At 33.5% G+C, this 15,662-nt stretch carries 14 protein-coding genes; 9 read left to right on the forward strand and 5 right to left on the reverse strand.

Annotated features, from left to right (window positions below; all coding sequences use genetic code 11):
- The first annotated feature begins 579 nt into the window (after nt 1–579).
- Together ACWV26_RS06035 and ACWV26_RS06040 are read left to right on the forward strand one after the other, a co-directional pair.
- A complete protein-coding gene (locus ACWV26_RS06035) occupies nt 580–1,722 on the forward strand; it encodes a cation:proton antiporter (RefSeq protein WP_455897449.1) in 1,143 nt (380 codons plus the stop codon).
- A gap of 198 nt (nt 1,723–1,920) precedes the next feature.
- Nucleotides 1,921–2,643: a ZIP family metal transporter gene (locus ACWV26_RS06040; RefSeq protein ID WP_455897450.1), complete on the forward strand. Its 723-nt coding sequence runs from the start codon at nt 1,921–1,923 to the stop codon at nt 2,641–2,643.
- A 66-nt stretch (nt 2,644–2,709) separates the two neighbouring features.
- On the opposite strand, the gene abc-f is transcribed toward ACWV26_RS06040, so the two are convergent.
- Nucleotides 2,710–4,353, reverse strand: a complete 1,644-nt coding sequence (gene abc-f, locus ACWV26_RS06045) for a ribosomal protection-like ABC-F family protein (RefSeq protein WP_455897451.1) — start codon at nt 4,351–4,353, stop codon at nt 2,710–2,712.
- Nucleotides 4,354–4,856: 503 nt separating this feature from the next.
- Between abc-f and ACWV26_RS06050 the strand changes: the two genes are divergently transcribed.
- Entirely contained in the window at nt 4,857–5,951 is a 1,095-nt protein-coding gene (locus tag ACWV26_RS06050) for a transglutaminase domain-containing protein (protein WP_455897452.1), read from the forward strand.
- A 238-nt stretch (nt 5,952–6,189) separates the two neighbouring features.
- On the opposite strand, the gene ACWV26_RS06055 is transcribed toward ACWV26_RS06050, so the two are convergent.
- A complete protein-coding gene (locus tag ACWV26_RS06055) occupies nt 6,190–6,816 on the reverse strand; it encodes a nitroreductase family protein (RefSeq protein ID WP_455897453.1) in 627 nt (208 codons plus the stop codon).
- 134 nt (nt 6,817–6,950) lie between these two features.
- On the opposite strand from ACWV26_RS06055, the gene ACWV26_RS06060 reads away from it, so the two are divergent.
- A complete protein-coding gene (locus ACWV26_RS06060) occupies nt 6,951–7,274 on the forward strand; it encodes a winged helix-turn-helix transcriptional regulator (RefSeq protein WP_455897454.1) in 324 nt (107 codons plus the stop codon).
- 49 nt (nt 7,275–7,323) lie between these two features.
- Here the strand turns inward: ACWV26_RS06060 and ACWV26_RS06065 are convergent, their stop codons facing one another.
- Both ACWV26_RS06065 and pxpB read right to left on the reverse strand, forming a co-directional pair.
- Nucleotides 7,324–8,310 (reverse strand): 5-oxoprolinase subunit C family protein, encoded by a 987-nt coding sequence (locus ACWV26_RS06065; RefSeq protein ID WP_455897455.1) that lies wholly within the window; start codon nt 8,308–8,310, stop codon nt 7,324–7,326.
- Nucleotides 8,307–9,029 carry a 5-oxoprolinase subunit PxpB gene (gene pxpB, locus ACWV26_RS06070; protein ID WP_455897456.1) on the reverse strand — a complete coding sequence of 241 codons (723 nt, stop codon included), beginning with the start codon at nt 9,027–9,029 and terminating at the stop codon, nt 8,307–8,309. Before pxpB ends, ACWV26_RS06065 begins: the two co-directional genes overlap by 4 nt.
- A gap of 194 nt (nt 9,030–9,223) precedes the next feature.
- On the opposite strand from pxpB, the gene ACWV26_RS06075 reads away from it, so the two are divergent.
- The 5 genes from ACWV26_RS06075 (at nt 9,224) to opuFB (ending at nt 14,641) form a co-directional block, all read left to right on the forward strand.
- Nucleotides 9,224–9,982: a LamB/YcsF family protein gene (locus tag ACWV26_RS06075; RefSeq protein ID WP_455897457.1), complete on the forward strand. Its 759-nt coding sequence runs from the start codon at nt 9,224–9,226 to the stop codon at nt 9,980–9,982.
- A gap of 24 nt (nt 9,983–10,006) precedes the next feature.
- Complete coding sequence (locus tag ACWV26_RS06080) at nt 10,007–11,233, forward strand: NRAMP family divalent metal transporter (RefSeq protein WP_455898193.1); 1,227 nt, start codon at nt 10,007–10,009, stop codon at nt 11,231–11,233.
- 22 nt (nt 11,234–11,255) lie between these two features.
- A complete protein-coding gene (locus ACWV26_RS06085) occupies nt 11,256–12,044 on the forward strand; it encodes a putative hydro-lyase (RefSeq protein WP_455897458.1) in 789 nt (262 codons plus the stop codon).
- Nucleotides 12,045–12,177: 133 nt separating this feature from the next.
- Complete coding sequence (locus tag ACWV26_RS06090) at nt 12,178–13,128, forward strand: ABC transporter ATP-binding protein (protein ID WP_455897459.1); 951 nt, start codon at nt 12,178–12,180, stop codon at nt 13,126–13,128.
- A complete protein-coding gene (gene opuFB / locus ACWV26_RS06095) occupies nt 13,121–14,641 on the forward strand; it encodes an osmoprotectant update ABC transporter permease/substrate-binding subunit OpuFB (RefSeq protein ID WP_455897460.1) in 1,521 nt (506 codons plus the stop codon). Before ACWV26_RS06090 ends, opuFB begins: the two co-directional genes overlap by 8 nt.
- 83 nt (nt 14,642–14,724) lie before the next feature.
- Here opuFB and ACWV26_RS06100 read toward each other — a convergent pair whose 3' ends face one another.
- On the reverse strand, nt 14,725–15,546 hold the full coding sequence (locus tag ACWV26_RS06100) for a methyl-accepting chemotaxis protein (protein WP_455897461.1): 822 nt from the start codon (nt 15,544–15,546) through the stop codon (nt 14,725–14,727).
- Nucleotides 15,547–15,662 lie beyond the last annotated feature (116 nt).

The raw sequence follows: 15,662 nt of genomic DNA on the forward strand, positions 1-15,662 counted from the left end.
CCCCTTTAAAAATAAATTTCAAACTTTAAAAAATTGGTGACCTTACAATAATGTACATAAAAATACCAGTGGAATATTAATTCGTATTCTTGCTCAAAAAACACTTCATTTAACAATAGATTCACATATTTAAATATTCAGAAAAAATAAATAAAAAATAGGGTGAAAATGAGCGGACTATTTGTTTATAATATTTTATTTTTTCCTTAATATTACATTTTTCCTTTTAATTTACCTTTAAGTTCAAAAGTTCCCTATACAATAATATAACAAATAATTTGTTGTAATAACAAATTCTACGGTTCAAATATTTATAAATTAATATTAAAATAATAGAGTAATTCACATTAGGAACATTTGTTCCTATTATTGCACAATATATAATTTTTTTGCAATTGATATGATTTAGTAGAATTGAAGATAATAATTATGGTAATCAAGTTAAAGATTTTACAAACCTTAAAAATTCATGTACAATATTTATAAAATTAATAATTGAACGCAACACATGGTGGAGTCAGTCAATCTGGCTTCGCCATGTGTTTTTTTATGTTATAAATCAAATGGGGAGGGAATTATTTGTTTATTTTACAAATTGCCATCATCTTATTAGCAACGAAAATTGCAGGACACTTGAGTGTGAGACTTGGTCAGCCATCTGTTTTAGGAGAAATTATTGTAGGAATTGTTATAGGGCCTGCACTATTAGGATGGGTGCAAGACACTGAAATACTTCAAGTTTTTAGTAATATTGGTGTAATCCTTTTAATGTTTTTAGCTGGACTTGAAACGAATTTGGAAGATTTAAATCGAAATAAAAAAGCAGCACTTTTAGTAGCTGTTGGGGGCATTATAGCGCCAATCATTTTAGGATACATTGGTTCATTATATTATGGTTTATCGACTTCTGAAGCTATTTTCTTAGGGTTATTATTATCAGCAACTTCTGTAAGTATCTCAGTACAAACGCTTAGAGAACTGGGATGGTTAAACTCTAAGGAAGGCGCTACATTGCTAGGAGCAGCAGTATTAGACGATATTATTGTAGTCGTACTACTGGCAATTGCCATGAGCTTTTTTGGAGATTCTAATGTTAGTATCTCATTTTTGATAGGAAAAAAAATTATATTCTTTGTGCTACTATTTTTAGCATCTAAATGGGCTGTACCTAAGTTATTAAAATTATTTGCAAAATTTAAAGTGACAGAGCCACTATTAAGTTGTGCATTAATCATTTGCTTTGGCTTTGCATATTTTGGAGAATATTTAGGTATTGCAGGCATTATTGGTGCATTCTTTGCAGGAATTGCCATTGCCCAAACGAAATATAAGAAAGAAATTGAAAAAAAAGTTGAACCAATTGCTTATAGCATCTTTGTACCAATTTTCTTTGTCAGCATTGGATTATCTGTATCATTTAGAGGGATAAGCGATCAGCTAGGTTTAATTATTGTTTTCTCAATAATTGCGATTCTTTCAAAATTTATTGGTGCAGGATTGGGTGCGAAAATTTCTGGCATTACAATGCATTCATCCATGGGAATTGGGGCTGGTATGATTTCTCGAGGAGAAGTGGCTTTAATTATTGCAGCAATGGGTCTTGAATCTAAATTATTACCTGAACAATATTACACACCGATGATTATTGTCGTCGTTATGACAACACTGGTTACTCCTCCACTTTTGAAACTGATCTTTGGTAAAGCAGCGATTGAAAAATAATGCATGTATAAGGTTATTCTAGCTTTCTTGCAAAATTACGAGAATCCTCTAGAGAAGTTTGTCTTACCTAGAGGATTTTTTAGCTAAAGTTTTAAAGTAAAGAAACACATAGGTTTAAGATTGTTTCATACATTATACAGTCGAATAAATTTGTACATCTCTCCATATCTTTTAATGTAGGATAGGGGATGAGAGCGTATGGTATATATTGGTGCAGTTGGTTTTTTGGGATCTGTATTAGGATTTGGGCTTGGTGGGGTAATGGCATCATTGTTAAAAAATTTACAGCAAAAAGTATCAACGATTAACGCTTTATGTACAGGGGTATTGCTTGGGTTGGTTTATTTTGAGATTGCACCAGAAAGCTTGTATCTTGGAGGGTGGAAAATTCTCGTAATAGGCTCTTTATTAGGTACAATTAGCTTCTTGGTCATCCATGAATTCACACATAAAATAATTCCTTCAACAAATAATCTTCAAAAAGATCGCTTCATCCAAACAGGTTTTTTGTTAGCAATCAGTATCACAATTCATAATCTACCACTGGGCATTGCTTTTGGATCGAGTTATCATTTAGAGCTAAGCAAATCTCTCTTACAAACTCTCGTTGTCCATAATATTCCAGAAGGTATTGCCATGTTCATTCCTTTGTTTTTAGCAGGATTGAAGTTTAAACATTTTTTGTTCATTATAAGTTTCATTTCTTTACCTGTTGGGGTGGGGGCTATTTTAGGTAGCATCATTGGTATGAAGTTTCCTGTTATTTTAGCATTCATTATAAGCATAGCGTTGGGGATAATTATAATCGTCACGATAAAGGAGATTTTCGTAGCAGCCGTAAGACATTCTTCCATTCTATATGCTTGTGCAATAGCAGGATTAGGATGGTCAATTATTTGGGTGTACCTTTTTATCACATAGGTAACTATATCTAAACTAAAAAAATAGACTTGTTCTCATTTGAAATTTGAACAAGTCTATTTTTTTCTATTTTAGTTTATTGATTTGTTTTGTTAGTTCATTGAATCTTTGGTCAAGCATAGCGTATTCTTTATCCTTTGGCGTCAGAAAGCTAAGTTTACCTAGCACTTCCTGCCTTTCATTCTCGAGTTTAAGCCGTAATTCTTGTTCATTTTTTTTATTGTCAATTGGTGTGACAGAAACATTCTCTAACTGTTTTTGAATAGTTTTGTTCATAAATACTAGCTGATTTTTTGTAATCTTATTTAGAAAATATAGGTCATGAGAAACAATGAGTAATGTTCCACCATATAAAGATAATGTTTCTTCAAGCTGCTCTCTTGAAGGGAGATCTAGATGGTTAGTTGGCTCATCTAAAATGAGAACGTCCATCTCCTCCAATATATAATTCATTAATTTGCATTTAACTCGTTCACCCATACTCATGTTGGATATGGGCTCTTTCCATTGTGTAACGCTAAAGCCTAGATGCTTCATTAAGTTTTGAACTTTTCCTCTTTCTTCGTATGTTTCTCTGAAGAACAATTGGTCAGGAGTTTGTGAAAGTGGCAAATCAAATACTTCTTGGGTGAGATAACCAATTTTGGAAGTAGGGGAGATCCAAATTTCCCCATTTACTGATTCAAGACCCATAATCATTTTCAATAAAGTAGTTTTACCGCTGCCATTGGGTCCTACAATTGCTAGTTTTTCACCATGTTGGATGGTGAAATTGACATCTTGGAATAAAATTCTGTTACCAAATGACTTCGAAACATCCTTTACTTCTAAAAAACGTTTACCTAATTTTTTGTGAAAATCAATGGAAAATTGAACTGTATAGTCTGGGTCTACTTTATCAACTTTTGCCTTTTCAAGTTCTTTTTCTAAGCGTTTTCGTTTCGATTTCACTTGGGCGTCCATGCGTTTTGCTTTTACACGGTAGAATTCTTTAAAAGCTTCTTGTTTTGTAGATTGTGCATGTGCTTTTTGAGACCAGTTTGTCAGTTCATTAATTTGAGCTTCAATGCGTTTTACCATTTGTTGTTGTTTATCATATTCATGTTGTTGTGTACGTCTTTTTTGATCGCGAAAACCCATATAACTTGAATAGTTTCCCTTATGCTCAATCAGTTGATTCCCTTCTAGTGACCAGATTTTCGTTACTACAGTATCGAGGAAATGCCGATCATGAGAGACAATCAATATGGTACCCTTATAGTTTTTGATCTGACTCGTTAATAATGTCAGACTTTGTGTGTCTAAATGGTTAGTTGGTTCATCGAGTGACAATAGATCTGCATTTTTTGAAAAGCCTTCCGCAAGTCGTGCTTTTAATTTTTCACCGCCACTTAAATTGTTATAAAAGTTTAAGGGAACATTCCACTTGTTCAATAATGTTGCTTCTTCAGAATAGATTTCCTTAGTTGAATAGGATTCCACTTCTTGTTCCACACAGAAGGTTGTAAAATTTTTAGAAACAAAATGTAATTGACCTGTCGTAGGTTGTAATTGACCTTGGATAAGTTTAAGCAAAGTGGATTTTCCCGCGCCGTTTTTTCCAATAATGCCGATAACATCACCTTTTTGAATGGTGGCATTAATATCTTTGAAGATCATTTGGTCTAAGAATTCAAAGCTTAATTGTTGAAGTTTTACTAGTTCTTGCATATACAATCCCTCTCTTTTAAGGGAGAATAAAAAATCCTCCCAAAGTATTTTGGAAGGATTAGTCGCAATTTAAAAAGCTAAAAATAAGCTATTATAAATAGCTTTACATCTTTATAGAAAATGGGCAGACTAATCCTATTTTGTATTCATTGAAATGTTGACTTTTCAATAATGAAAATAAGATTAGAAAATCATCGGCCACCCATCGTCCCTTCTGGTTTTTGTGTCACTATTATATCATTATTTTCCCAATTGGCAAAAGCAAAAGTGAAAATACGATGTCAAATTGGTAAGTAATAGAATAATATGTATTGAAATTATTACTTTCATATCAACAAAGATTCTTAGATATGAACCAATAGTCTAAGATATTTTTTTGTTGGACATTGTACCATAAATTACTTGTCTCCATTTCAATTATTTCGTTTATAGTTATGAATATAGTAAACCTTAAACTAATTCGTATTGATATAGATTGAATATAACTGAAGGGAGATCACTAGATGAAGAGATTTCTTGCTAGTTTACTAGGAATCTTGCTAGTTTTAGGAACTGTTTTTTATTTGCGATATGATGTATATGCAGATGCAAATGCGAATGCTCCAGCAATTACAAATCAAGCTCAACTAAAACAAGAAATTTTGAAAAATTTGGATCAGGTAAAACCAGAATTTATCATCCCTACGAAGATCCCTGTCTATAAAACAAAAGAAGCCGAAAAGATGTTCAAAGATGTAATGAAAGAATTAAGTTCTACAGCAAATTATGGATATGGAAATCTAAACGGCTATTCTTACTATATATCTTCAAACATGGGATATGTTCAAATTAAATTCAAATCATTTTATCTTACTAATACAAAACAAGAAAAAATGATTAATCAGGAAGTCAAAAAAATTGTAGAAACCAATCAGTTAAAGAAAATGAGTGATTTCGAAAAAGTTTATTTTGTAAATGGCTATTTAGCATCACATATTGCTTATAGTGAAAATGCAACAAATGGTGGTCATACAGCATATGATGCATTGTTCGATCATAAAGCAGTTTGCCAAGGGTATGCACTTGCAGCGTATCGTATTCTAACAGAAGCAGGAGTAGAAACAAGATATATAACAGGTAAAGTGCATGATCAAAACCACGCTTGGAATAAAGTCAAACTAAATGGGAAATGGTACAACCTTGATATCACATGGAATGACCCAATGCCTGACCGTGGTGATCGTTATCGTTTAAATTATTTCTTAATTAGTGACCAACAACTTGCAAAAGACCACACATGGAATTACCGCACTATTGATGCTGCAACAAGTAAAAATTACGAATTCCTTATGAATGCTCAAGCTTTTACATTGGATAAAAACGTTCTTTACTTTACAGAACAAAGCGATGCCAATTTCTATAAATGGAATTTGAACACAAATAAAAAAACTGTACTATTCCAAAATTATTTACCAGTAAAATATATTCAAAAAAGTGGTAACTGGTTAACACTTGAAAGTTTCAATGGCAATTACGCAAAAGTGAAATCAGATGGATCTAACTTTACTGGTTATACTGAAAACAATATTAACAATTTAACAGCTTCTTTCAAACAATGAATAGCTCGAATTGCACAAGCCTTCATTGGATAAAAGACTCCAGACAAATTGACTTGTCTGGAGTTTTTTTATAAGTAATTATATGTAATGAAATTCACAATTATTTCTTTTGATTTGAAATTCAAAACGGAAACAATTTATGGAAAACTTTATATAATGTAATGAAAAGAGCTCAATCTCATAAGCGAGATTGAGCTCTATTAAATATGAAGGATACCTTAGAGGGAGTTGCTTAGTATTATATAAATTTTGCTATTTTATCTAAACCTAAGCGAGATGATCCATATGCTTTTGCTGCTGCTTTACCAATTGAAATTAAAAGAATTGGTACAATATGATCTTCTAATTTAAAGTACTCAGCAAATTTTGCTCTATCAAATCCACCCATTGGAACAGTATCATAACCATGTTCTTTTGCCAAAAGCATAATTTGCATGGAAATTAAACCTGCATCAAATGTTGCAATTGAATATAGGCTTTCTTTTGGAAGAGAAGAATAGAATTTTATTGTATTATTGATCAATAGTTCTGCTCGTTCTTGATCCATATGGCCTTCAGATACATTTTGGTTATAAATCTCTTTTGTATTTTCATACATTTTAGTGTCACCAAGTACAGCAATTAAAGCAGATGCTGTTTCGACTTGTTCTTGATTATTTGCTATAGGTCGTAACTCTTTTTTTACGTTTTCATCTTGAATGACAAGAAAACGCCAAGGTTGAAGATTACTTGAGGATGGAGCAGTTGTTGCTTCAGTTAAAATGTCAGCTAATTCTTCTTTAGAAATTTTTGCTGAAGGGTCATATTTTCGAACTGATTTACGCTCTTGCATAATAGTGAATAGATGATTTGTCGTGGTTGCCATGATATTCCCTCCGAAACTTACTTTTAGTTAGTTAATTCTAAAGTATCTTACTTTAAGTAAGTTAATTTGTCAACATTTTAGATTTTCCATGTTACAATGTATATAAGATTGTATGTTTTGCGGAGGTGGACTAATTGCAATGTTGTCATGAAGCGATTGAGTTTTTGGGAAAACGATGGATGGTTCGAATAATCCATGTTTTAATGGATGGTCCGAAGCGATATAATGAAATCTATTCAGAAATCCCTGGCATATCGGATAAGCTTTTAACACAACGCCTCCAAGAATTAGTGGATGCTGAACTATTAGAAAAAGACTATATTGAGAAGTCTACAAAAAAGGTACTCTACACGTTGACTGTAAAAGGTTATGCTTTTAAAAAAGTGATTAGTGCTTTTAATGAATGGGAACAAAATATTCCAGAAATAAACCAATCATCAAAGATATTTACAAAGTAGCTAAATAAAAGAGCTTTATCTCGAATTTTGAGATAGAGCTCTTTTCATATTATTTCAATTTTTCGCTAATAGTTCGCTTCAATTTCTGTAGTATTTGTTCTTTTTTTAAAAGTTTTTGCTGAGCTTCTTCTAATGTGACCTTCTTAAAATAGACAATGTTATTTGGGGACATTTGAGCAAGTGATGGTAAGTCAGCTGTTATGATTTGTGCAATTTTGGGATAGCCGCCAGTTGTTTGACGGTCTGCCATTAGAATAATTGGATGTCCACCTGATGGAACTTGAACAGTACCAAATGTAGTTGCTTCAGAGAGAAGATCAAATTTATCTGTAAGCTTTAGATGTGGTCCATTCATACGATAACCCATCCGATCTGATTGCGTTGTAATACTAAAAGGTGAGTGGTCGAATAGGTATCTGCTTTCTTCTGTGAACTTTGCATATTCAGTTCCTTCCATGTATTGAATGGTTTGCTCACGTGAAAACGAAACAAGATCTGTATAATCTACATACCAAGAAGCAGGTAGTTGTTCCTTAAATTTCTCTAATAAATGCTGTTGCTTTTCCGAAAGCTTTCCTATTTGAATTTCATCATTTGCCATTAACGACCTACCGGAAAATCCTCCAATTTTCGCTTTTAAATAAGTACTTTTACTCTCCATAATTGGATCAACTTCAAACCCACCTGCAATACTTACATAAGCACGGCAGCCAACTACTGGTCTTTTGAATTTTAAGATACTTCCTTTAGATACAAATAGTGAACGCCACAAGGGAGCAGGATTATTATTAATATATGCTTGTAGATCACCACCAGTAATAGCAATTAAAGAATCTTGGTTAAATTGCAAAACTGTACCTAGCATTGAAATTTCTATACAAGCTTCATCTTCATCATTTCCAACTAAATGATTGGCAATTTTTAAAGAGTAACCATCCATTGCCCCACTGACGATGACACCGTATTGTTGATAGCCGTATCTGCCTGTATCTTGTATTGTGGCAAGTAGGCCTGGCTTTTTGACTAAGATGCTCATTTAACTTTTCCTCCCATTTGTTTATATTCCTGTTCTGAAATTGGATAAAAGCGAATAGTGTCGCCAGCACGTAGTAGGGAAGGTGGTTGATCATTGCTTAAGAAAAGTTGTATCGGTGTACGACCAATAATTTGCCATCCACCAGGTGTTTCAAATGGATAAATACCCGTTTGTTTTCCAGCTACACCAACTGATCCAGCAGGAATTGATAATCTTGGAACATCCTTTCTAGGAGTAGCAATCTTATCATTCATCCCACCTAAAAATGGAAAACCAGGCGCAAACCCGATCATATGAACAAGATATTCAGGCGCGCTATGGAGTTGGATAACTTCTTCCATAGTGATGTCATTATGATCTGCAACAATATCCAAATCAGGGCCATACTTTCCACCGTAACAAACAGGAATTTCAATCAAGCGTTTAGAATCTTCACCAGATGTCTTCAAGTCTTCTAATAAATCATGAACATAATCTTCAACAAATTGATATGGATGATTATGACCATTTTGAAAAATTGTTATTGTATTATAATAAATAGTTAAATTTGTGTAGGACGGTACGCATTCTATAAAACCCTCAAATAACTTTTTTACTAATATATTTTGTAAAGCTTGTATGTATTTTGCTATTTCAGGATTAATAGTTGTACCAAATTTAACAATGAGCGCTGAATCTCCAAAAGGCTTCATTTCAACTTTTTCCAATATTCTATGCATTATGAAAAACCCCTTTATCCCATTATTTTTAAAGTTAATATTACATTTAATTATATATTTATTCAGAAAAGATACTCAAGTAGAATTGTTAACATTCTGAAGAAGTTAAATTTTTTTACTTTTCCATCAATTGAAAAAATGTTATTATTATTAAAATATTACAATCAAATTTTGCTGTTGATAGGAGGATGGGAATGTTTACTGTTGATATCAATTGTGACCTGGGGGAAAGTTTCGGCAGATATAAACTTGGGGAACAAGAAGAAATCTTAAAGTTTGTCACATCAGCAAATGTTGCATGCGGTTTTCATGCAGGCGATCCCTCTGTAATGAGAGAAACTGTCAAAATGGCACTAGAAAACAATGTACAAATTGGTGCACATCCTGGTTTACCCGATTTAATCGGATTCGGTAGACGGCCAATGAAAATCACACCACAAGAAGGCTATGATATGGTCGTTTATCAAATCGGGGCATTACAGGCTTTTTTGACAACACAAAATGCCTTGTTACAGCATGTAAAGCCACATGGAGCCCTATATAATATGGCCGCAAAAGATCAAGCTTTATCTGAAGCAATTGCTCAAGCTGTCTATGATGTGTCACCTGATTTAGTACTTTTTGGACTAGCAGGAAGTGAATTAACGAAGGCAGGTGAAAAGCTAGGTCTTCGAACAGCACATGAAGTTTTTGCGGATCGTACATATCAACAAGATGGAACCTTAACTTCCAGAAGTCAAGCTGATGCAATGATCTCAGATGAAGAGAAATCTGTACAACAAGTAATCACGATGGTAAAGGAAGGTTATGTGCTTACACAACAACAAACCAAATGTAGCATTAAGGCAGATTCAGTTTGTATCCATGGGGATGGAGAACATGCACTAGAATTCGCGCAATATATTCGACAAACATTAGAAAAAGAAAGCATTAAAGTAAGGGCTTTTCTTTAATAGAAATGGGGTTTTTAGATGGAGATGGAAAATGTAAAATTAGTAGAAGATACTAAGATTAAAAAGAAAACCAATTGGAGTGTTCTTTTAGGAGCGGCTTTCTTAATGGCTACTTCATCAATTGGTCCAGGATTTTTAACTCAAACAACTGTTTTCACACAACAATTAGGTGCGAGTTTTGGATTTGTAATATTAGTTTCATTACTACTTGATATATTCGCACAATTGAATATCTGGCGTATCATTGTGGTCACAGGATTACGTGGACAAGAAATTGCCGATAAAGTATTACCGGGGTTAGGTGTATTTTTAGCAATTTTGATTATTTTCGGTGGACTTGCCTTTAATATCGGAAACGTTGCTGGAGCTGGATTGGGTTTAAATGCTATGTTGAACATTGACCCAATAATTGGTGCAGTAATCAGTGCTGTTTTTGCAATTTTCATTTTTTTATTTAAAGAAGCAGGAAAAGTAATGGATAAAGCAACTCAAATTGCAGGTGCAGTGATGATTTTATTGATGTTATATGTTGCCATTTCAACTGTCCCTCCAGTAGGGGAAGCTGTAGTACGTACATTTGTGCCATCTCAAATTAGTATTTTATCGATTGTTACACTAGTTGGTGGTACTGTTGGTGGTTATATAACGTTCGCTGGTGGACATCGTTTATTAGATGCTGGTATTAAAGGTGTTGGAGCCATTCCAGATGTAACGAAAAGTTCGGTATCGGGTGTTGGGATTACTGGTGTAATGCGAATTGCATTATTCTTAGCTGTATTAGGTGTAGTTTCTCAAGGATTACAAATTGATCCTGCAAACCCACCTGCATCTGTTTTTAATCTAGCATTAGGTGAATTTGGTTATCGTATTTTCGGTGTTATTATGTGGGCTGCTGCAATTACTTCAGTAGTAGGTGCTGCATATACATCCGTATCATTTATTAAAACATTCCATCCGTTACTTGAAAAATATCAAAACTGGATTATTATTGCTTTTATCATCTTATCTACTATTACATTTGCGATTATAGGTAAACCAGTAAATGTTTTAATTCTAGCAGGAGCACTAAATGGGTTAATCTTACCTCTTGCACTTGGAACATTGCTAGTTGCAGTTTATAAGAAAAGTATAGTTGGCTCATCATACAAACATCCAATTTGGCTAACAATCCCAGGTGTTTTAGTCGTAATTGTCATGGGTATTCTAGGAATTATGACACTATTCGAGCAAGTTCCGTTGATGTTTAAATAATTTACAATTGGGAGTGTTTTATATGGACTATTCTTCTTCTTCTCCAAAAGAAGTTAGAGCTCTTATAAGGGAGCAAAAAATTATTGGACCAACAGCTGGTATGTCACTAGGGTTTACACAAGCCAACTTAGTCATATTAAAAAAAGAATATGCATTTGACTTTTTATTGTTTTGTCAACGCAATCCAAAACCTTGTCCCTTACTCGATGTTTCAGATATAGGTTCGTTTTCACCAAGTAAAATAGCAAAAGATGCTGATATACGAAAAGATATTCCAAAATATCGTATATATAGGGATGGTGTGTTTACAGAAGAAGTAAATGATGTAACTGAATATTGGGAAGATGATATGATATGCTTCCTGCTAGGGTGTAGTTTTACTTTCGAGACACCGCTTCTTGCAAGTGGAATTCCTGTTCGTCATATTGAAGAAGGCTGCAATGTCCCAATGTTTAAAACGAATATTTCTTGTGAAAAGGCAGGAAAGTTTGAAGGTCCAATGGTAGTTAGTATGAGACCTATGTCTTCTGCGGATGCAATTCGGGCAGTACAAATCACTTCACGATTTCCTGGTGTTCATGGAGCACCGATTCAAATTGGGAATCCAGAAGAGATTGGCATTACAGATATAAATAAACCTAATTTTGGTGATTCGGTTACGATTAAAGAAGGAGAAGTTCCAGTATTCTGGGCTTGTGGCGTAACACCTCAAGCTGTAGCAATGGAATCAAAACCTTCCATTATGATTACACATGCACCTGGCTGTATGTTCATTAGCGATTTAAAGGATTCCGAATTAAGTGTTCTATAATATATTATAGTTTTGAAAAAGTATCGAGCAATCGATACTTTTTTTATCTATACAGATGGATACCTTATTATTTTCAATATCCCTTTATTTAGTAGATAATGAAAATACAATAAAAAGGGGGGAGATAAAGAGAATGATAAGATTTGAGAATGTATCCAAAAACTATGGAGACAATACGAAGGCAGTAGATTATTTAAATTTAGAAATCCAAAAGGGTGAATTCTTTGTTTTAATTGGACCGAGTGGATGTGGAAAAACGACCACATTGAAAATGATCAATCGATTAATACCTTTAACAGATGGGACTATTTATATCAATGGTAAAAAAATAAGTGACTATGAAGTGAATAAATTAAGATGGAATATAGGATATGTACTTCAACAAATAGCGCTTTTTCCACATATGACAATTGAAGAAAATATTTCAGTTGTACCCGAATTAAAACATTGGCATAATGAAAAAATGAAAACAAGAACGAGAGAATTATTAAATATGGTTGGTTTAGACCCGGAGACATTTTTGAAGAAGAAACCAAGAGAATTATCAGGGGGACAACAACAAAGAATTGGTGTTATAAGAGCTTTAGCAGCCGATCCGGATATTTTACTAATGGACGAGCCTTTTAGTGCACTAGACCCGATTAGTCGTGAAAAACTTCAAGATGATTTGCTTAACATTCAAAGAAGCTTAAAGAAAACCATTGTTTTTGTCACACACGATATACAAGAAGCGTTCAAGCTAGCAGATCGAATTTGTGTGATGAATAAAGGCAGAATTGAACAGATTGGAGAACCTAATGAAATCCTTCGAAATCCTAAAAATGATTTCGTCAAAGAATTTATCGGAAATCAAAATTCAAAACAAATATTGAAAATTGAAGAGCTTGTTCAACCTTTAACTTCATACATACCATCTAATACTATCTCCATTTCTACTCCTATGAATCAAGTGATCACTAGACTAATAGAGGAAGAGGAATTAGCAGTAGAAGAAGAAGGTCAAATCATTGGGTTGATTAATAGACAAGCAGTGATGAAACAATTAGCTTTAAGCCTGCATAAAGGAGGCCAGGCAAATGAATAGCTTGTTTCAAGTCTTTAAAGAACGTCAAGATGAACTACTTAGTGCATTGCTAGAACATATTCAGATTTCCTTTATAGCATTGTTTTTTGCTGTTCTTATTGCCATTCCATTAGGTATTTATTTGACTAAGAAAAAGCAAATTGCAGAGATAATAATTGGTATTACTGCAGTTTTACAGACAATCCCTTCATTAGCTTTGTTAGGTCTATTAATTCCTTTATTTGGTATAGGTAAAATACCTGCAGTGATTGCATTAGTTATTTATGCGCTTCTCCCAATCTTACGAAATACATATACAGGTATAAAAGAAGTGGACCCTTCTCTGATTGAAGCAGCTGAAGCAATGGGGATGAATCGCAGTAAAAGGTTAGTCAAAGTGGAATTGCCACTAGCTATGCCTGTTATGATGGCAGGGATTCGAACAGCCATGGTACTAATTGTAGGGACTGCTACACTTGCAGCATTAATTGGTGCAGGCGGTCTAGGGGATATTATCCTTTTAGGAATCGACCGAAACAACACACCACTCATCATACTTGGTGCCATTCCTGCTGCAATTCTAGCACTAATATTTGACTTCTTATTGAAGAAAATTGAAAATCTATCTTATAAAAAATCAATTATAACGCTAATTATCATTGTGTTACTTGCATTATTTAGTTTGATCTCACCGTTCATTATGAACAATCAACAAAAAGAAATAGTTATTGCAGGTAAATTAGGTTCAGAGCCTGAAATATTAATTAATATGTATAAATTATTAATTGAAAATAACACGGATTTGAAGGTTGAACTAAAGCCAGGACTAGGCAAGACCTCGTTTGTCTTTAATGCTTTAAAATCGGGTAGCATCGATATTTATCCTGAATTTACAGGAACCGCGATTTCAGAATTTTTGAAGGAAACAGCAAATAGTACTGATAGTAACGAAGTATATAGGCAAGCAAAAGAGGGACTAGATGCAAAATTCGATATGATTCTTTTAAAACCAATGCACTATAACAACACCTATGCACTTGCCGTTCCAAATCAATTAGCTGCGAAATATCATTTAAAAACTATATCCGATTTAAACCAAGTTCAAAATAAGATAAAAGCTGGATTTACATTAGAGTTTTCTGATCGAGAAGATGGCTATAAAGGAATCCAAAAACTATATAATATTCATTTTTCAAATTTAGTGACGATGGAACCTAAATTACGTTACAATGCGATCCAAACAGGGGATATTAATTTGGTGGATGCCTATTCGACAGACAGTGAACTTAAGTTGTATAAATTAACAGTTTTAGAAGACGACAAGCATCTATTCCCACCATATCAGGGCGCTCCATTGCTTAGAAAAGAAACAATCGAGAGAAACCCTGAAATTGCAGATGCACTGAACAAACTTGCTGGAAAAATAACGGATGATGAAATGCGAGAAATGAATTATCAAGTGAATGTTGAAGGGGTTAGTCCACAGAAGGTAGCAGAAAAATACTTATTGAAGGAGAAATTAATTAAAAAGTAAAGTTTTTCAAACAATCTAAAAAACTCTCTTTTCACAATTTAAAAAGGTGAAAGAGGGTTTTTTATTTTAAATGATTGTATTTTTTATAATTTTTGTGCATATTGAATAAGTTTGTTGGACATTTCTTGAATTTCCTGTACAAAACTAGAAATCTGTTCAATTGATGCAGCTTGTTCCTGTTCAACAGCAGAGATTTGCTCAATAGAATCGCTCATTTGTACAGTCGTTTCTTGAATTTTAGCCATTGTTTCACGAATATGTTGTGTAGATTTAACCGTCTCTTTAGAGAATTTTCTTATTTCATTGGCTACGACTTCAAAGCCTCTTCCTTTATCTCCAGCACGTGCAGCCTCAATTGCAGCATTTAAACCAAGTAAGTTTGTTTGGTCAGCGACACCTTTAATAATTTTCAGAATATCACTAGTTTGTTTTACTTCTTGTCCAGCTTGCTCAGATTTTACTAGTAACTCATTTGCAATATGGGAGAGTGATTTTGAACCTTCAGCAATATTTGAAATTTGATTAGTTGCTGATATTAATGATTTGGATATTATTCTTGAGATGTCCTTTAATTCATTTTGATTTCGAATTTGAACGGCAATCCCACCAATCACTTGTCCGTCGTGATTATGTAGTGGCAGAGCAGTACCGGTGAATTCATAGCCATAGAAATCTGCAGGAACATTATTTTGTATTCGAATATTTTCTTTTAAAGCAATCATTAATGGCTCTTCGAGACTTACTTTTTGCCCAACTTGAATATGTAAATTGATGGACTCTCCTGGATAGTACGCGATAAATTTTTCTAAATCGCAAACTTCAATGGATAAATCTGCAGGAATTGCAGCTTTAAATACAGGAATTGCAGCGATTAAGGTATTTAAAGATTCGATTTTATTCTCCATATGTAAGATACTCCTATTCATTGAAGTAATAGTATGTATGTACTATTATACCATATTCCTAAGGCAAAAGTATTATGATAGCCGATAGTGCCCTTATAAGAGTGAGAAAGGTTGCA

The sequence above is a fragment of the Rummeliibacillus sp. JY-2-4R genome (genome assembly GCF_053847205.1).